Genomic DNA, 20,259 nt, shown 5'->3' with positions numbered 1-20,259 from the left:
GCTTGATTTTGAATTTGGCACTTGGGAGTGGCTTGGTTGTAACACTTTCTACCTTGCGTGCAATAAGGAAGGAAGCTGGAGCAAAGGCACAGAGGGCAATTGCTGAAGCACGCACCAATGAGTTGCAAAATGTTGAAGCAGCTATCAGGATATGGAGAGAAACAGCTCAGGATATGAGTGATAAATATGAATCTGTATCAACGCAGGTAGATCTCCTGAGAAAAGAGGTTAAGCGCTTAAACACCATCAACAATAAGATCTTAAAATTACTGGATAAAATAAATCCGGAAAACCTTGAAAACATTGTAGAACTCATAAAAAAAACACTCACTCATGAAGAGTAATATTCTATTTCTAATGTTGTCAGTTATACTGCTGATAGCGTGTGTTCCTATTAAGGAACTACATGAAACCACAAAATCTGAGCACACATCATTGCTGGATAGTATTTCAGAAAGTGTGCACCGTGATGTTAAGCCAATTGTTGTGTTCGGGTCTTCGGTTGAGCTATTGGTGCCTGAATCGGAATTTGCACTGTTACCAAATGGCGCAGGCTATTTTGCAAAAGCAAGCAAACAGGACATCTCAGGTGCCCCACAATCAATGGCATCTATAGCAATTACTAAAAAGCCAGGGGGCGTAATATCCATAACCGCACAATGTGACAGCCTACAGTTAATGGTTGAATCAATGACCCGTGAACTCACTATTTACAAAAGAAGAGTATCGGAATTAACTGAAGCCAGCATGGGTGTCGTTGAAAAGACAACCTATGAGCCAACCGGTTGGCAGTGGTTTCAAATATGGGGATTTCGGCTGCTGTTGTTGTCTGTGTTAGTCAATTTATCATTGAAACGATTTAATATTTCAAAATTATGGCAGAAAATATTCTCTTAAAAGCCAGGGTAGCAGAAATTCACTTTGCCGACCCTATCACATCAGCCGCAGGATTGGACACTGCTGACTGGGAAAAACAACCGCTCACGCTCCGCGATGACGAGGTGGTGATTGCGGAGGAAGATCCGGAAGAAAGCGAAGTTTTCTCACACGAGAACGACGCAGCCGAAGATTACGACATCATTGGTACCGGGATTACTGCCAGTGGCTCATTTATAAAGGTCGGGTATGATGACCTTGTAAAGCTACTGGGAGGTGTAAAACAAGGCGCCGCACCTGATGCCAGATTTCATAAGTCGGCAAAAAAAGTTATGCTTAGCAAAGCTGTGAAATTCACACTCAAAGGAGGTGGTGAAATCATAATCCCTAATGCCAAGGGGTATGTCAATACAAATCTTAGCCTTGGTTATGGTGGAGTAAGCAAGTTCCCATTTCGGTTCAAAGCTTTGGTTGCAGCTTCAAACTGGGATGTTGACATTATTTGGTAGCCTATGGACGCCAGAATGGCAGCAGCCGACAGGATAATGGACAGGGGCGTGCGTTTCAAGATGCCCGCCCCTTTTCTAATTCGCGTATTGAGGTTAAACAGATTAACGGTACGCCCACTGCGCCCGGGAGCAATATTAGCGTTTTCAAAAATTGTAATAGCACACAATCTGGAGGATGCCGTGATGCTTAATAAGCATGATGCCATTATAGCCGCAACTGAAGCAATGTCTAAGTGCATATCTGTAGCCATTCTTAACAACAAGTGGCGGATTAGATGGTTTGCAGGCTTGTTATCCAATTGGATAATGTGGAGGGCTACTTATGGTCAAATACTCGAAATGTTTATCATTCTCAACGAGCTAAATAAGGCTCAGGATTTTACACCTATTACCATATTCTTTTGCCATCAGACACAACTGATGATGAATCCGAAGAATATGGGCCACGACGCAAACGGGAGGTAACAGGCTACATGGATGGTCTTCATAGCCCGTGGGGTGTATTTGGTCGCATAATGACTGAACGGGGTTATACAAGAAAACAAATACTCTGGGGCGATAGTTGGATAAACCTTCTTATGGAGAGTGCTGATGCGCCAAGGTATGTTAGTGGGAAACCACGAGCACCAATAGCTGAAAACAGTGATGACATTAAACGCATACTTGAAAACAGACGATGAGCTTACAACCGGTAGAAATAGAACTGCGCCTGAAGCAGAACCTCGACACTGAATCGAAAAAAGCCAGTGAAGGAATGCGTGATGTTTCAAGGGCAGCGAACGATACTCACAAGGAGGTGCGTGAAAATATTGCCATTCAAAAGAAGGTTATAGCCCAATTACGGGCTGAGCTAAAACCGCTTGAGGCTGAATTCAAAAAGGTAAACCACGCCACTCACGACCCAAAAGTTGCCGCCGAGCGTCAGCGATTGTTAGGCATAATAAGGGAAATGAGAGGTGAGCTAAAAGGAGAAGTGCAGGCGCTCAGCGAACTTGAGAAACGCACCCAGGGGGCAGCTGCAAAAATGAGCAGTTTGCGCACACAAATGCAGAACACCCGAAACACGATGGCTCAGCTGAGACTGGCCGGGAGAGAAAACACTGAGGAGTTTAGAAGGCTTGAGGCGCAATTAGGCACACTCGGAACTGCCTATCGTGAAATGCAAACACTAGAAAAGGCAGCAAGCACCGGCGGCACACAATTGGCTGGTTTCATGGATGGGTTAAATGCACTAAGTGGAACTTTGTCGGCAGGAGCTGGAGCTATGGCTCTGTTTAATGGTGACTCTGAAAAGATGGCCGCAATTCAAACAAAGCTGCAGGGAATAATGGCCATTAGTATCGGGTTGATGCAAGTATCTAATGTTCTCCATTCAACCAGCGCCTTTCGTATCACAACAGTAAGAAAAGCAAAGGAGCTTTGGGCGGGTGCCAACCTAAAGCTTGCAACGTCGCTAGGGATTTCAACCGTTGCTGCCAAGGTGCTTATGGCAACGCTCACCCTTGGACTTTCGGTGGCCATTACAGCTGTAATGGTTTTGCTCGACAGGTTTGTGTCAAAACAAAGGCAAACGGCCAATGAACAGCGAAAAATAAATGCGGCTGTGGCAGATGCTGCTGCAGGCCAAATGGCCTCTTTTAACAAGCTCAAGAAAGGGTATGAAGCGTTAAACGGAAACATCGACGCGCAGAACAAATATCTTGCTGACAATCGCTCGGAGTTTGAGAAGCTTGGACTAACACTCAACAACGTAAATGATGCAGAGAAGATATTCAGTACCCAGGGAACTGAGGCATTTAAGAAGGCCATCATGGAAAGGGCAAAAAGCATCGCTCTAATGGAGATTGCCGCAGAAAAATACAAAACCATAGTTGTTAAGCAGCTCCAGCATGAAGGTATGGAAACAGGTACCTGGGCCAAAAACCGCAGAAAAGATGAGTTTAAAAAGCAAATAGATGCGGATATAAAAAATTGGGAAATAATGATTGACACTGCCCTTAAGCATGAGTCAGCTTCAGCGGATGCATTGGCTCAGGCAGGGCAGAGAAATGCCAAAACTCTACTTGAAGGCTCTAAGGCATATTGGGAGGCTCAGAAGCAGGATGCCAAAGAGCGCATAGAGGCTATGCGTGACATTGAAATGGGTTCAGAAGCATGGAGAGCTCAATTGTCGAGGTTTCGCGAAGCTGAAGAAAAGCTAAAAGCATGGAACCTTACACCAGATAATAAGGACGAAAACAAACAAAAGGAGGCTTTCGATAAACTGCGAAAGCTCAATGTTTCTCTGCAAGAAGAAATTGATGCTGCAGTTATTGCTGCTATGGAGGATGGAGCTGCGAAAAAGCTGGCAGCTCTTAATGCAGATTACGAGAAGCGTAAAAATGTTATCACTGAAAGGCTCAAAGAGATTGAAGCACTTGAGAAAGTCACCGGCAAACCGGCCACCACTCAGCGTGAGAAACTTAGTGTATTGGATAATGCGATAGCGAAGCAATATGCATCTGACCGTGCGTTAGCGGAACAGGCGGCAGCACTAGAGGTTCAAAAAGTGTGGAGCGAAGTTAACTCCAGGCATCGCACCGAACTTCAGAACCGGCTATCTGACACAAATCGCTTTTACGATGATCAACTTAAGGTGCTGAAGAAAAATATTGTGCAGGAAGATGTGCTTAAGGAGGCAGCAGCAAAAATCGAACATGACAGGAATAGGGAATTACAGCGAATAAATACTGAAACAGCCTTACAGCAGATTGACTTCCAAACAGCCATTGACATTAAACGTCAACAAATAGCGAATCGTAGTATAGTGTTCGAAACTCATCGACAGGAGAACCTGTTGCGAATTGAACTTGATGGAGCTAAGAAAAGGCTTAAAAAACTTAGGGAGTTACAAGACGCAGGCGGCGACACAGCTGCTGAGATTGAACACACTGAGATGGCTGTTCAAGCATTAAACGCCCAGCTGGCTGAAATGCCGGTTAATAAGATGAAGGAGCTTGGTGATTTCGCAAGTAAAGCAATGGAGACAATTGCCGAATTTGCATCTGTTTTTGATGAAGAGTTTGCAAAGGGACTTCAAATGCTAGACCAGACCATGAGGGGTCTGACTGAGATTACCGCCGGTGCCCTGTTGGGGGATCCGCAAATGATTGTTGAAGGAGGCAAAAAGCTATTGACAGTTGTTGGAGATGCTATAAAAGCAAACAGGCAGGCTAATCGTGAAATCAGAGACTTTAACTACAGTATCGCCAAACAGGCTATTGACTATAGCATTGCGGTTATCAAGGCCATAAAAGATGTAAAAGGGGAGTTTGATTCAATATTTATTGATAACCAGACCAACACATTGTCGCAAGGAATGTCTGCTTATGAGGCTTCATTGAATAAGCAAAGAGAGCTAACGGATAAACTTGGAGAGGCAACCGTTAAAACGGGTGTAAAGAAAAAGAAGTTTCTTGGTATTACCACAGGTACAAAAGACATCTATTCCAATCTGTTGAAGGAGTATCCGAAGCTCGTTGATGAAGCAGGGAATCTGAATAGGGAGCTGGCTGAAACGCTGCTTTCAGCAGGGAATTTAAGTAAAGAAGCACGAGATACTATCCAACAAATTATAGAAGCGGAGGGTATCGCGGCCGATGCAATGCAACAGGTGGAAAGTATTCTTCAAAGTATGGTGGGAACATTGGGTAACGACCTGAAGAATGCGCTCGATGATGCGTTTCGTAGCGGCACGGACTCAGCCAGAACGATGACTGAAAACGTAGCGAAGATGATGGAACAGCTTGCCTCTCAACAACTCTTCAATACTGTATTTGGAGCGTTATTCAGTCAGTTAGAGTACAAGATGAAGCAAAGCTTTGGCGCTGATGGCGATGGTGACATTACCGATGAGCTTGCATGGTTCATGGATAATTATCCCGCGCTTGTAGATGCTTACAATCAGGGGCTGGAAAAAATACAGGAGAAAATCAAGGACGAAACCGGCATTGACCCATATGCAGATACGGATGGTCGTAGCGGCTTTACAAAGGGTATTGCACAGGCTTCACAAGACAGCATTGACGAACTCAACGGGCGCGTGATGGCCATAAGTGGCAATGTGTACACAATCAATCAAAATAGCATCGAGATGCTTGGTCTTCAGAGAGAGTCAGTAATGTACTATAAAGCAATGTACTCATTACTCGACGTTATAGCGATAAATACAGCGTATTGTCGTTATCTGGAGAATGTTCACAATTCACTTGATGATATAAACACACGGGGCGTAAAACTAAGACAATGACGGGAGCTTGCATAATTGATACAATTGACATTGCATCTCTGGGTATGTTCATTATCCGGGGTGGAGATTCTGATTTTGTGTTATATCCATCGCGCCGGGAGCCTCAATCTAATGATTGGTTTGAGCATCACGGGCAGGAAATTGATTTTGATGGGCTAACATTTCGCCCAAAAGCCATAAGGATTGTGTACTATTTATCAGCCCCTGATAAAACATCGTTTCAAAACCGTTTAAACACATTTGAAACAATCCATTTTGCTGCAGGAGTTCGCCAGATATATGTGCGGGAGTTTAACAAGACTTTTCATCTGCGATTCTCTTCAATTTCAGATTTCAAATTCTCGGGTGGGCTCTACAAATCGGGAAAGAAAAGCGCTTACATCACGGCTGATTATGTGGACGATAATCCCGAAGCCCTTTTTCATGGCACTTGGGCACCTTCAGGCAGTGGGCACCCATCCAGGGTGACAATTAACAACATTGATATGTCAGCGTATGGCATTATCGTACAGGAGATATACAACACAGGACTCGCAATTCGGAGTCCAAAAAGAGGACTGGTGCAGGAGTTTGCGAACGTCTCCGGAGCGCTATCGGATACTGGCTTCATGCCGAAAAAGGAGGGAAAACAAATAAACATGGAATGTACTCTTATAGCTGATTCAATACTGGCGTTTTGGAACAACTATGCAGCCCTGTTTGAAGTGATTTCTGTAAAAGCTCCACTGCAGATAAAGTTGGCTGATGACAGTGTGATTAATTGCTACTACAGTACAATGTTGAATATTCGGAAAGAAAGAAGTTTCGCGCGTAAAATTAAGTTGGGTTTCACATTAAGGTTTGTAGAAATATGATACTTCACAATTATAACGGCATAGGCGGCACGCTTGATATAAAAGTTGATGACCGAAGTTACAGGTTCCGTCAGGTTATGGGGGATGATAAGCTATACCTTCAGTTTTCGCACCCTGGATATGTAGAAATTCATCCGGGCGCATATACGTGGTTCGAAGGCCGGGCATATTATCTTCATCAGCCAGACAATTTTAAGAAAAATCATAGCCGCGAGTTTCATTACACGCTTGAGCTGGAGAGTGAACAGGGAAATCTTCTTAAGTATAAAATTAGGGATGCGGCTGAAAAACTGTTGAAATTTCCATTAACCGCACGCCCATTACAACACATCCAACTTGTTGTTAGTAACCTTAATGAGCGTGAGAGCGGTTGGTTGGTTGGTGATTGTATTGACGCCCCGGAAAAACTGGTTAACTATAACCATACTAATCTTCGTGAAGCTCTGCAAATGATTTCCGAAACCTTTGAGACTGAATGGGAGATAGATGGTAAAACAATTCATTTGCGCCGGGTCGAGTACAATAAGAATAATCCTTTGGCACTAAGTTATGGTAAAGGTAATGGCTTTAAACCCGGGCTTGGTCGCCGTAACACCGATGAAAAGAGTGCCGTTGAGGTATTGCATGTACAGGGAGGGGAACGCAATATCGACCGCAGCAAGTATGGCAATCCGGAATTGCTCTTACCCGCCGGGCAATCCATAGAATATGAAGGGAGAGAATATATTGTAAGTGGCGATGGACGATCCGTACAAAGAAGCGACAAACCGTTGATATCTGGAATTGAGGATAGCCTGGATTGCACTCATATCTATCCATCGCGAGTAGGCGAAGTAAGTGAAGTTGTTGTTGTGGATGCCAATCGACACCTGTACGACTTCAAAGATGCATCCATTCCGCATGATTTGAACTATGCTCATCAGTTAATGGATGGAGAAACTATGACTGTGGTATTTCAGGAAGGCATGCTGGCTGGTCGTGAATTTGAAATTGACAGCTACGTGCATTCCGAAAGACTATTTAGAATAGTTCCGCAAGAAGCAGATGGATTAAGACTGCCTAATAACATATTTAAGCCTGAAGTAGGGCAGAAATACGCCATTTTTGGTATTCAACTACCAGATGCATACATACGCAATGACCAGGATAAGACTGGAGCATCTTGGGATATGTTGCGCGAAGCTGTTAAGTATCTATATGAAAATGAAGACCCCAGATTCACCTTTACAGGCCAGTTGGATGGAATTTGGGCAAAAACAGACTGGCTGAATATAGGCGGAAAGATAGTGCCTGGAGGCTATGTAAGCTTCACCGACTATCAGTTTCAGGCCGAGCCGGTATTGATTCGAATCGTGGGTATCAAGGATTTTATTAACAACCCATACTCTCCGGAAATAGAACTGAGTAACCAGACCATCGGCGGGAATATCTTTAGTGAACTCGGTAGAATTAAAGCCAATGAGGTTGTTACTGCTGAGTTGCACCGTAAAGCTATTGGCTTTAGTAAGCGTCGTTATCGGTCGGCAATGGAAACACTGACCATGCTGGCTGACTCAATAGAAGGGTTTACCGAGGGGATTAATCCTCTTTTTGTTCAAACTATGTCGCTTTTAGTAGGTAGCGAATCATTGCAGTATAGATTCGTGGTGAGCAAAGAGAGCCCCATTCAGGTTGATCATGTTATTACTTTTAACAATTCAAACAAAATTCTGACTTCTGAAGGAGGAGTTATTCAGCACATGACGCTCGGCCTTTCTGAGCTAAAGTCGGGGAGTTATGCTCCGGAAGAGTATAGATATTGGTCAGTTGCAGAATTTAATTCGCCACCGCTTGTTAATGCCGACAAACCATATTACTTGTATATAAAAGCAAGCAAAACCGATGAGACTGCGCTATTTTACCTTAGTGAAGCTGCTATAAAACTAGAAGAGGTAGCCGGATATTATCACCTCCTGGTTGGCTATCTTAACAGTGAAGTGTCTGACGAACGCTCCTTTGCGCAACTTTATGGATTTACTGAAATACTTCCGGGACGAATTTCAACCTCGAAAATACATGCCGACACTGTGGAAGTCACACAGCTTCTTGCTGAGCAAATATATGCAACCGATGTGGCTATTAGCGGACACTTGCTAGTGAGTGGCACCATTGAAGCTTCTAAGATTGACGTTAAAGGCCTCCTAACCACAGAGGATTTGTACGCAAAGAAGTTTCATCTTGAATCGGGTAGTGTTGGAGCCTTTCAGGTTGATGCCTCTATTCTTAAAGCTGTAAGTAGTGATGGCAATGCAATATTTATCGACCCGATATCGCGGGAAATAACTATTGAAAACCGCACAGTAAACGAAGGCGTCTCAGCTGTAAGAATGAAGGCTGGTAACCTTGAACCATTATCTAATCTGTTTAATGGTGGCGGAAACACCTATTCATCTACCCTAAAATCGGCCGGATATTCAACATGGAGAACGTCAGACCAATTGCGCGCATCGGGGGGCACTAATATCCCATCGGTTTACATAGGTCGTTTGTCAGCAACAAACACTTTAGTAGGTGGCAGTATTCCCGGAACCAACAATCGCTTTACCCTTGCAATAGGAAAAAACTACGCAGTTGATTTACCCTACTTATTCGTAATCCAACACAGTGGTGAATCGGCAAATGGCAGACTTCATAAGCTGCATGGTGATTTGAAAGTTACTATATCAGCAGTCCTAAAAGGGGTAACGGCCGGTGGAACCACAAAGGAATTGGTGTCACGCAACATAACCATGAACATCAACCGGTCAGACAATGAGATAATAGACGATGAACACCCGGTAACCTTAAAAGCCTCATTCAACAGTGTAGATTGCATATCGGCCTATTGGGTTTTAAACATCAACCTCTCGGGCGATTTGACCTATCAGCGATGGACAACAGACTTCCTATCAAAATACTGGAGCACCAGAACCGATTGGCAAATTGAATTTCAGTCGAAAGCGGGAGTTGGTGCCAGCTTTTTCCCTTCCATAGCAGTAACTGAACTTACAACAAGTGGATTTCAAACGGTGTGGGCTCAAAATAGATATTTCCGGATAGATGGAAATGATCCAATCGCATTAATCCGTTCAGCTGGTGTTTGGATGCATAATGGATACGAAGTAGCAACGGCAAATGACATCAACACCATTACAGCCGACCTTACGAACTATGTGCTGTGGAGCGACTTATTAGGAGGATATTACACCCAGTCACAAGTCAATACTTTGCTTGATGGAAAGGCTAACAAAAACGGTTCGTCAACTGAAAACTTCACGGTTAAGGACCTGGTTATCCACGGGACTGTCAATCATTGGCTCGGCGACACAATTACCGTTGATGATGCAAACTTGCAACTCAACAGAAGGCAGGGCGGTGCAACGGTAAGTTCAGGAATTATCATTTATAATAAGGACACGCAGACTGAGGTTAGCAAGTTGGAATATGACACGGATAACGTGTGGAAAGCAGGCGGGCAGCGGTTATATACAAATAATTACAGGCCATTCGCGGATAACGCGGGGCAATTAGGAGGTGTTGCTGCTGCGGATTATTTGAGGAGAAATGTAAATGAAGCTGTTACTGGGGCGTGGACTTTCCAAGGTAATCATGAAAAAATGCTGCACCTCGTATCGCAAGATTTGTACGGCAATGATTTAGTTTTTACGAGGGAGACTGTTGGCGGCGCTAATACTATACTAGGGAGGATACGGTGGAATAGCTTTAACACAGGAAATCCTTTTGTTGGAGTAGTAGCAAGTACAGATGGAGATAATAGCAGTTCAGCAATACGTTTTTACACAACTAAAAATAATGTTTATTCAGAGGTTGCAAGAATTAGCGCAGATGGGCGGCTAGGTCTTGGCACCGCCACCCCTTCCGAACGCCTCCACGTTGCAGGTAATGCACTTGTAACAGGCACTATTTACAATATTGCAAACACGGAGAGAGATATACTATTCTGGAGACGTACAGACAATACCCAAAAAGTAGCTATCTCAAGCAGTGGTTTTCAGGCACTTAACATTAAATACAATGATGTTACAACGGTTGCAATTAACGCCCAAACTGGTACTATAACAACACCTGGCGATGTTTCTGCGAACAACATCCTCGCCACCGGCACCGGCCTTTTTGGTTCATACGTAGGCTCTTCAAGCTATGTGTCACAATTAACAGGATGGAGGATAACCGCAGCAGGGGACGCAGACTTCCGACATGTCTTCACAAATGAATTACGCGCAAAAGCATTTACAGCCGATATAACACAAGCATTAGTGGGTAGTGATGTGTTGACCAAATCAGTGGCTAAGCTGGCTCAGAACTGGGCATCAACAGCAAACGGCACTACGTCTACAATCTATGTAGAAGAGTTAGAAGGGTTCCCCGGTTTTCAAGTTTTCTCAGTTGGTGACAGGCTTTTGCTTCGTTTATTTGACCGAAGCGGTGGGGGTTTGCTGATAAAAAATGTATGGGCAACCGTGGCCAGCTACGTGAGTACAACCAACAATGTACAGCGTTACACAATTACGGTTAATTCGGGCGGCATGACAGGGCAAACGGTTTATGCCGGTTCGATGATATTAGACTACGGGACGAGTGGCAGTGGGGTAATTGAACGCACAGTTTTAGACCAGCAAGGAAGCCCGTACAGCCGTGTGATGACGTGGACAGGCAGCCCCGACAGCCCCGCTAATTATACGTTACATTACCAATCCGGAAACCTTAACGGCATTAGTAATGCGAACGGATGGGGTGTGTATAGTGAGAACTCATTTCTAACTAATAAACTGTTGGTAGGTGACCTCACTAAAGTTGGCGAATACATAGAATACACAAATGGCCAATTAACACTAAAAGGGCGGATAACCGTTACCGGAGGAAATGCCGCGACAAAGAGTGATGTAGATGCTGTTCAGGTGGGGGGTAGAAATTTAGCTCTTAATCAAAGCATGAATGAAACCGTCTTAGGAAGTTTTAGTACTACATGGCAAGAGGGTGTTAATTTGTTGTCATCTATCCCGGTGACAGGTGATGAATATGTATTATCCTTTGAAGCAAAATCAACTGTAAATGGTGATGTTATACATTGCTATTTTTACAGTCCTGGAACAACAACACAAGGTGTCAGCTCAACCGGACATACAAGCACGGCAAGTGACGGGAGCACACAGGTTGCTTTAACAAGTAGCTGGAAGCGTTATTGGGTAAAATACAAACAGAGCATAACAACAACACAGAAACGTTTTATTGTAGGGCGACGTAACCCCGGCTTTGGCTCTGGTTCAGTGTCTGTGCGAGGAATTAAACTTGAAGGAGGGAATAAGGTCACCGACTGGACACCAGCACCAGAAGACCTGCCAAATCAGTTAGATGGAATATTAGGCAACTCCATCACAAACAACACAACAATAATTTCTGGTGGAAAAATAGTAACCGGATTGATAGACGCGGATTGGATTCGTTCATCAGTAGTAACGGCTACCCACATTAACTCTTTGACTTTATCAACGACAAAAGGTGTGATTGGCGGCTTTAATATTGGCTCTATTCGTATGTGGTCAGGTGCTGAATCGGCCAATGACACCACTCCCGGTGTTGAGCTTGTTTCCTTAGCCAACAACCAACGGTTAAGCATGTGGCGAAATATAGGAAATAGAATCCTGATTTATAACTACAATAACAACGATTGGGGCATCAAAGGTTTTAACGGTGGTAATACAGTATTTAGCTTAGGTTCGCAGAATCTAATCGCAGGAGTAAACTTCAATCATCAGTCCATCTGGACAAACAGATGGGCGCTTAATGCAGATGGTTCAGGCTCGTTTGCTAATGGAAATATATCATGGACGGCAGCCGGAGATATGGAGATTGACGGTAGTCTGATTGGTAATGTCATTCGTTCAAGCAATTTCACCGGAGATGGCAATGTAGGCACTGAGTTTGACCTGACCAACGGGATTTTAAACTTTGCAAATATCATTCGTATTGTAACTGATAGCACATCAGTGGCAGATAACCATATTCAGGTTTATGACCAAATCAGGAATGCTGTTGGCGTAAAAATCGGAAGTTTTAACCTTGCATCACTATCAGCTCTCAGTGGTGGCCTTGCTTGGGGGCTTATGACTTCGAGTGTTAATTATCCGCATTCATTGCATGGCTTTGATGTGAATGGTGAGGGGTGGGTAAATTCAAGTAGAGTTATTACAACAACGGCCTCAAACCTTGTCACTGGTCTCAACACCGGTGGAACTTATGCCCTTAATGCACATTTCAGGCTAAACTTATCAACATCAACACTTAGAACGGAATACATTTCGTTCGTAGGTGGCTCAAACCATTACGAAGGAGATTTGAGACTGCAAGTAGATATACTTACGAGTGGCAATGTGCTTATAAAAAACATAAATAGACGAATTAGTCTCTCGTTTGATTCAATCATTGATGTTAATGTAAGCACACAATTTATACCTACAACCACTGCTGTTAGGGTCAGGATGCGATTTATTTCGCCATCCAATATTGTAAGGTATAAAACATTTGAGCCTGCAAGCGGCGGCAACTTTCTGGTTAAGGAATATAGTTGTAATGTATCTCTATCAGGAGGTAGTAATGGAATATCTTGTTTGCCGCTATCAGGTGTTACCGAAGTATCATCGAGGGGTTTTCAAAGTGTATGGGCTGCTGATAATTACTTTAGGATTGATTCTAACGGAATTATAAGTGCCGGTGGATGGAACCATGATGGTGAATTAATTGCAAAATCCTATGTTCTTTCAACCCCGGTTGTTTTATCGGCTAATCCTACGGTGGAACAAATCTTAGCGAATGGCTTCTTTGTCACATCAGCAAGCCGCACTCTGCCTACTAATGCCACAATCCCAATAGGTAAGAGAATTGTGATGTTGAATGAAAGCACATCAAACATAGAACTATCAGGAATGAGGCGAAGCAATTTTAGTGTAATGGGTAGAACGGCAGTCGAGCTTATCTATTACAATGGAGGATGGAACGTATTACACCCACATTAATATTTAATCCATATAACATGAAAAACAAACAATTATTTGAAATCAAAGAGGCTATTGTAGCCGTGAAAGAAAAAGGCACAAACAAATTCAAGCTGCCGCTAATCCTCAACGAAATGGCTATTGACGGCCACATCAAGGCACTGGAAGAGCTTCGTAAGCCATCTGAGGATTACAACAAATTCCTGCAAGAAAAACGAGAACTTCTGTCAGGTCACGCCGAAATTGACGAACAGGGAACAATCATTCTCTATTCAGGGCAAAACGGCACTGGCCAGCGCAGACATGACTATGGCTTCCCAAATATTGTGAAGGATGCTGAAACCTTTGAAACAAAAGCAAAGGAGCTTGAAGAGAAGTACAAAACGGTTCTCGAAAAAGAATCAAAGAAACAAGAGGAGTTCACCAAAACTCTCGAAGAGAATGCCGACATCGAACTTAAGAAAATACCCTTTGCCGATGTGCCGGAAATTGAGTATGACTATCTGAAAGTATTAATGCCAATGATTGAGTCATAAATACAAAGGGGGCTAATGAGCCCCCAGCTACCTTTCTGTTCCCCAACAGTGTGCAGCGCACCCAAGGCAGCTGAGGGCATATGCTTTCAGCTGTGGTGGTGCGCTTTTTTTCTGTTGGGGATTACAAATATAGATAAATTATGAAAACACCGATTACTTATTACGGAGGCAAGCAAACAATGCTAAAGCATATCATTCCGCTTATTCCTGCACATAAAGGGTATACAGAGGCATTTTGCGGCGGTGCGGCCGTTCTCTTTGCTAAACCTATTGCAGATTCAGAAATTATTAACGATTTAAATGGAGAGTTGATAAATTTCTACTGGGTTGCCCAAATGTACTACCCAGACTTAAAACGTGAAATAAATAAGACATTACACGCTCGCGACATACATGCCCATGCTAGACATATCAATACATACCCGCAATACTTCACGCCTGTTGAGCGAGCATGGGCTGTGTGGGCGCTCACAAAGACAAGTTTTAGCTCCCGGTTAGATGGAACCTTTGGATACGATTTTAGTGGAGGTATGCCCAAAAAGATTCAAGGGGCTAAAGACGGCTTCACTGAACTACTATGCAAAAGGTTAGAGAAAGTTACAATAGAAAATCGCAATGCGCTAGATGTGATTCAAACTTACGATAGCGCCGAGACCTTTCATTTTGTCGATCCCCCTTACATTAATTCTGACTGTGGTCATTATGACGGTATGTTTAATCACACCGCTTTAATGTCTCTTTTAGATCTGCTGTCAAATATAAAGGGTCAATTCATGCTGACTATGTTTCCATATGATGAGATTGAGCTTCGGGCAAAGTCACAAGGATGGATTATCCATAGAATAGAGAGAACGATTTCTGCATCCAAAACATCAAGAAGAAAGCAAGAAGAATGGATGGTTTGCAATTATCAACCTCCTAATGAGTCTTTAAAGCTGTTTTAAAAGGAGTTTAAATGTGTGCTGCAATCAATGTTCGATGTGTTTTGTTTTACACAATTCGTTTTTAAATTGCAGCACAATTCGTTTTTCGCAATATAGCTGGGTGGAGCAAAAAGGAGCTGTCAGAAGTTCATCAATGGACAGGTATAACTTTAAAATGAATTTGGATCAGGAGGTGAACGATTGGTTTAAATTAGGTGCCAACATCAGCTATTCTCATTATTCCGACGTGGATGTGTCCGATAACCAGGCAATCAACCAAGGTGGTGTAATACTGGGAATGTTGTCTACGCCACCCAATATCGGAGTTTACAATGCCGATGGTACTTTTACCAGTAACCCATTTCAAGATTGGGAAAACCCGGTTGCTTTTACCGATGGCTCCGACAGAAGTTATAAAAGTCAACGGCTGTTGGGCAATGTGTATTCAGAGGTTAATATCATTCCGGATTTGAAACTTAGAACAAACCTGGGTATTGAGTACACCAATTCTGTGTATGATTATTTTCTGGATCCTTTCCGCACCAGTTATGGCCGGGCACGTCAGGGAATTGGACGCTACAATACCAACTTGAGTAATTTCTGGATTTTCGAAAATATCCTCTCATATAACAAGAGTATAGATGCACATTCTTTTAATGTTATGGGGGGTGCGGTTGCACAAAAGTACTTATGGGAGAACAGCTCCATCGAGCGTATTGGGTTTGCGAGCGATGCCATCACTACGCCAAACGCCGGCTCAACCATTCAAAATGCAGATGCCAACAAGTCTGAAAAGGCCAATGCATCTTTTATAAGCAGGCTTAATTACAACTATGCCGATAAATATCTGCTAACAGCAAATTTTAGAGCCGATGGATCATCCTCTTTTGGTCCAGGAAACCGCTGGGGGTATTTTCCATCTTTTTCTGCCGGATGGCGAATTTCGCAAGAATCTTTTATGCCCAAATGGCATTTTCTGTCAGATATGAAGCTACGCGCTGGTTGGGGGTTGGTTGGTAACGATAAAATTCCAGGTTACGCCTATCTTGGGCGGGTGGGAGTTGGTGCCAATTATCCCATCGGCGGGGTAATTCTTCCCGGTACTTATCCCTCTTCTATCGAAAATCGAAACCTTAAATGGGAGGCTACAGAGCAAAAAAATATTGGACTTGATGTGGCATTGTTCAACTCAAGATTGGTTATAGTAGCTGATGCCTACATCAAGAATACCTCCGACTTATTACTGTATGTGAACTTGCCTCGTTCTACCGGATTCTCGAGTGGACTGCAAAACGTAGGAAAGCTCGAGAACAGGGGGCTAGAGTTTCAGGTTACATCTCGTAATGTAACTGGTGAATTCACCTGGGACACCGATTTCAATATCTCTTTTAACCGCAACAAAGTAATTGATGCCGTAGGACAAGAAATTATTGGCGGCGGTGTGGCCGGAAGGGGCGACGTAAGTTATTCACGCGAGGGGAAACCATTGGGATTATTTTATGGCTATGTGGCCGGAGGTGTTGACCCTTCAAACGGAATGATGTATTACATCAACAGAAATGGCGCAAGTGTGTATAAACCGTCGCCCGAAGATCGCACCGTTATCGGAAATCCAAACCCGGATTTTCTTTACGGAATGACCAATACTTTTGGATATAGGAATTTCGACTTGTCATTCTTCCTTCAAGGCTCACAGGGCAATGATATCTTTAATGCGACCAGAATCGAAACGGAAGGTATGATTGATGCAAAGAATCAAAGTCGTAAAGTACTTAATCGTTGGAAAACACCCGGCCAGGTGACCGATATTCCACGGGCGATGGCCGACAATACCGACAACTCAATCATTTCCACCCGGTTTGTGGAGGATGGCTCCTATCTGAGGGTTAAAGCCATTACCCTTGGTTATGAGGTGCCGCGCGATATTTTGTCGCGTTTCAATCTACAAAGAGTCAGGCTGCATGTTACCGGAGAGAACCTATTCACCTTCACCGGTTATTCGGGTTATGATCCTGAAGTGAATGCCTTTGGAACCAGCAATGTGGCGTTGGGAATTGATTATGGGACGTACCCGCATACCAGAAATGTAATCTTTGGTGTGAATGTATCATTCTAAATTGCGGTATATGAAATCGAATCCTAAAAATATTAGCATTATGAAAATCAAAAATATCATTCATTATATACTTGTAGGGGCAACAATTGGGCTAACATCCTGTGATGATTTTCTGGATCTTGATCCAATTTCTGAAGCCACTTCTGGAAATGCATACAGTACAGCAAGTGATGCTGAAGCTGCGCTTACAGGGGCTTATGACTCCTTTCAGTCTGAGTATTACATTTGGGACAATATCATCTTTAACGATGTAATTTCGGATAACTATTATGCAGGAGGCGACAATCCCGAAGTTATTGCTGTGGCCGAACTCAATTTTTCGCCTACAAATGGCAGGCTTTTCAACAATTGGACTCAACTTTATAACGCCATCTCAAAAGCCAATGTGGTATTACAGAAAGTGCCCGCAATAAATGACCTCAAATTAGATCAGAACAACCGAAGGGAGCAAATTCTTGGTGAGGCCGCCTTTCTTAGGGCATTTCATTATTATCAGTTGGTGAAGATGTGGGGTGGGGTGCCATTGGTACTCGAACCGGTCGCTTCTTTAGATCCTGCTGAAACCCAGTTGCCACGAAGCAGTGTAACTGAGGTTTACGCCCAGATTATCCGCGATCTTGAGTTTGCCCTCGAAAGGTTACCTGAGGTTTACGGGCCCAGCCAGAGCGTAAACAAGGCACGAGCCACTTCCGGTTCAGCCAATGCACTTATGGCTACCGTTTATGCGCATAAGCCCGATCGTGATTATCAAAAGGTGTTGTTCTACGCTCAGGAAGTGGAGAAAAGTGCAGCGGGTTATCGGTTGTTGCAAAACTTTGCACATCTTTTCGATGGTAATCACTATAATAATGATGAATCCATCATGGAAATTCAATATACTGGCGATACAGAGGCTAACTGGGGTCCACAGTTATTGCTGCCTCCTTCAATAAGTGGCGACAGCTGGAGAAAGTTTGTGGTTCCATCGGTCAATTTAATAAATGCATTTGATGCTGAGGGAGACGTGATTCGTAAAAATGCCAGTTTTTTGTTTGAGTCCGTACCCTGGGCCGACGAATTTTGGGGCAATACCGTAGGTAGTTCCATCCCATTTGCGTTTAAATGGAAAAGTGCCAACGGATGGGCAAGCACAAACCGACAGTATATTTTTCGATTGGCAGATATAGTTCTGCTTAAAGCTGAAGCTCTTAATGAATTGGATCAGCTGGAATCTGCCCGAATCGAGTTAAATCGAATCCGCTCCAGAGCTGGATTAGGAGACACGCCAGCATCAAATAAAAATGAAATGCGTCTCGCAATTCTTAATGAGCGCAGGCTTGAGTTGTGTCAGGAAGCCCGACGCTGGGACGATCTTAGAAGGTTGAATATGGCGGTTGAAGTCATTAATAGCCTCAACGAGATTGACTTACGCACAAATGTCCGTGTCGATTTCAATATGACGGAGAATAAAATGCTGTTACCTATTCCCCAGCAGGAGCGTAACCGAAACCCAAATCTCTCCCAAAACCCGGGTTATAATTAGAGGGAGTAATTGTATAACATGACTGGAGAACTGATTCTCCGGTCTGTTATAACTGGTATTCTGTTTCTTATAATAACGCGTACAGTCATTTTATTTATAACCTAATATGAATAGGGGCTTAGGCTTCGGTGTTCATTGATTATTTAAGGATGAAGAAAAGAATTTTCACATATTTGATTATACCGGTGTTTTTGTTAATGTTTTCATGTTCAGAAAGCAAAGAGGGATTTGAACCGCCAAAACCGCCGGGCGAAGGAATAGATAAAGCTCGTGTTTGGGTTACTTCAGGGGCACGAAACCGACTTTTAAGTCCTGGTCTGGATATTGCCATTTTTGATGGGGTTGAAACTTCCTTTCCGGCAATTAGCATCAACTTTGATGATCGTTTGCAGGAGATGGAAGGCTTTGGTGCTGCTTTAACAGGCTCTTCTGCATGGTTAATCAATCGCCAGTTAGGTGCTACACAAAGAACCCAGCTCTTGTCGGATCTATTTCATCCCGATAACGGAATTGGCATTAGTTATTTAAGACTGCCTATGGGAGCATCAGATTTCTCGCTTGGCAATTATACTTATAACGACCTACCTGTTGGAAGTACAGATCCGGATCAACTTTTATTTTCTGTTGATCCTGATCGGGCTGACATCATTCCAATCCTTAAAGAGATATTGGCCATAAATCCAGATATCAAAATCATGGGAAGTCCCTGGAGTGCGCCAGCCTGGATGAAATCCAATGCCGCTCTGGGAGGCGGAAGTCTTAAGCCGGAATGGTACGGGGCATATGCGCTCTATTTTGTGAAGTTCATTCGTGCTTATCAGAATGAAGGTATCCGAATTGATGCCATTACAGTGCAGAATGAGCCGTTGCACACTACCTCTGGCTATCCTTCCATGCGAATGGAAGCTGCCGAGCAGAATGTTTTTGTGCGCGATCATCTGGGGCCGTTGTTTGAGGCAGAAGGGATTGATGCCAAAATCATAATTTACGATCATAATTGGGATCAGCCTGACTACCCTATTCATATTTTGAATGATCCTGTAACACGCAATTATGTGGCAGGCTCGGCATTTCATGCCTATGGTGGCGACGTTTCGGCAATGTCGCAGGTTCATGCCGCCCATCCTGATAAGGGGTTATATTTCACTGAAATATCAGGAGGAGGATGGGCTACAGATTTCTCTGATAATCTAAACTGGAAGATGTCCAACATTTTTATCGGCACTGCAAATAATTGGTCGAAGAATGCGCTTTTATGGAATCTCGCTTTAGATTCTGATGGCGGACCAAAAAATGGAGGCTGTCAGGATTGCAGAGGCGTTGTAACCATTCTTTCCAATGGCGGTATTGAGAAAAATGTAGAGTATTATGCATTGGGGCACATGTCTAAGTTTGTTAAGCCGGGTGCCAGACGGGTGAAATCCACCGCGTTTGCATCTGCAGAACGACTCGAAAGTGTGGCATTTCTGAATCCAGACGGGTCAAAAGTGCTTGTTGTGCTTAACACCGGATATGCATCCAAAACCTTTTCGGTTAAGTTTAACGGGCATCGTCTCGATTATACGCTTTCTGAACGTTCAGTGGCTACTATTGTCTGGTAGTCG

At 43.5% G+C, this 20,259-nt stretch carries 13 protein-coding genes; all 13 read left to right on the top strand.

The annotated features are described in order from the left end of the window. Nucleotides 1–2: 2 nt before the first annotated feature. Nucleotides 3–344 carry a hypothetical protein gene (locus ALKIM_RS0106595; RefSeq protein WP_157363812.1) on the top strand — a complete coding sequence of 114 codons (342 nt, stop codon included), beginning with the start codon at nt 3–5 and terminating at the stop codon, nt 342–344. Next, nucleotides 334–897 carry a hypothetical protein gene (locus ALKIM_RS0106590; protein ID WP_026473950.1) on the top strand — a complete coding sequence of 188 codons (564 nt, stop codon included), beginning with the start codon at nt 334–336 and terminating at the stop codon, nt 895–897. Before ALKIM_RS0106595 ends, ALKIM_RS0106590 begins: the two co-directional genes overlap by 11 nt. Then, nucleotides 876–1,385: a hypothetical protein gene (locus tag ALKIM_RS0106585; protein WP_026473949.1), complete on the top strand. Its 510-nt coding sequence runs from the start codon at nt 876–878 to the stop codon at nt 1,383–1,385. The genes ALKIM_RS0106590 and ALKIM_RS0106585 overlap by 22 nt, the downstream gene beginning before the upstream one ends. 3 nt (nt 1,386–1,388) lie before the next feature. Next, the gene (locus tag ALKIM_RS0106580) at nt 1,389–1,850 is read left to right on the top strand and encodes a hypothetical protein (protein WP_026473948.1); all 462 of its coding nucleotides are present in this window, start codon (nt 1,389–1,391) and stop codon (nt 1,848–1,850) included. Continuing rightward, nucleotides 1,787–2,065: a hypothetical protein gene (locus ALKIM_RS19835; protein WP_157363810.1), complete on the top strand. Its 279-nt coding sequence runs from the start codon at nt 1,787–1,789 to the stop codon at nt 2,063–2,065. The genes ALKIM_RS0106580 and ALKIM_RS19835 overlap by 64 nt, the downstream gene beginning before the upstream one ends. Beyond that, entirely contained in the window at nt 2,062–5,673 is a 3,612-nt protein-coding gene (locus ALKIM_RS0106570; RefSeq protein WP_026473947.1) for a hypothetical protein, read from the top strand. Before ALKIM_RS19835 ends, ALKIM_RS0106570 begins: the two co-directional genes overlap by 4 nt. Beyond that, nucleotides 5,670–6,527 carry a hypothetical protein gene (locus ALKIM_RS0106565; protein WP_026473946.1) on the top strand — a complete coding sequence of 286 codons (858 nt, stop codon included), beginning with the start codon at nt 5,670–5,672 and terminating at the stop codon, nt 6,525–6,527. Before ALKIM_RS0106570 ends, ALKIM_RS0106565 begins: the two co-directional genes overlap by 4 nt. Next, a complete protein-coding gene (locus ALKIM_RS19185; RefSeq protein ID WP_052345450.1) occupies nt 6,524–13,579 on the top strand; it encodes a hypothetical protein in 7,056 nt (2,351 codons plus the stop codon). Before ALKIM_RS0106565 ends, ALKIM_RS19185 begins: the two co-directional genes overlap by 4 nt. 17 nt (nt 13,580–13,596) lie before the next feature. Continuing rightward, nucleotides 13,597–14,094 (top strand): hypothetical protein, encoded by a 498-nt coding sequence (locus tag ALKIM_RS0106555; protein WP_157363808.1) that lies wholly within the window; start codon nt 13,597–13,599, stop codon nt 14,092–14,094. Between the two features lie 140 nt (nt 14,095–14,234). Continuing rightward, nucleotides 14,235–15,038: a DNA adenine methylase gene (locus ALKIM_RS0106550; RefSeq protein WP_026473944.1), complete on the top strand. Its 804-nt coding sequence runs from the start codon at nt 14,235–14,237 to the stop codon at nt 15,036–15,038. 34 nt (nt 15,039–15,072) lie between these two features. Then, nucleotides 15,073–17,133 (top strand): SusC/RagA family TonB-linked outer membrane protein, encoded by a 2,061-nt coding sequence (locus ALKIM_RS17825; RefSeq protein WP_052345449.1) that lies wholly within the window; start codon nt 15,073–15,075, stop codon nt 17,131–17,133. A gap of 40 nt (nt 17,134–17,173) precedes the next feature. Beyond that, the gene (locus ALKIM_RS0106540) at nt 17,174–18,655 is read left to right on the top strand and encodes a RagB/SusD family nutrient uptake outer membrane protein (protein WP_026473943.1); all 1,482 of its coding nucleotides are present in this window, start codon (nt 17,174–17,176) and stop codon (nt 18,653–18,655) included. A gap of 149 nt (nt 18,656–18,804) precedes the next feature. After that, nucleotides 18,805–20,256 carry a glycoside hydrolase family 30 protein gene (locus tag ALKIM_RS0106535; RefSeq protein WP_026473942.1) on the top strand — a complete coding sequence of 484 codons (1,452 nt, stop codon included), beginning with the start codon at nt 18,805–18,807 and terminating at the stop codon, nt 20,254–20,256. Nucleotides 20,257–20,259 lie beyond the last annotated feature (3 nt).

This window comes from Alkaliflexus imshenetskii DSM 15055 (assembly GCF_000517065.1).
GTDB classification, from domain to species: Bacteria; Bacteroidota; Bacteroidia; order Bacteroidales; family Marinilabiliaceae; genus Alkaliflexus; species Alkaliflexus imshenetskii.
This window is presented reverse-complemented; position numbering and strand designations above follow the sequence as displayed.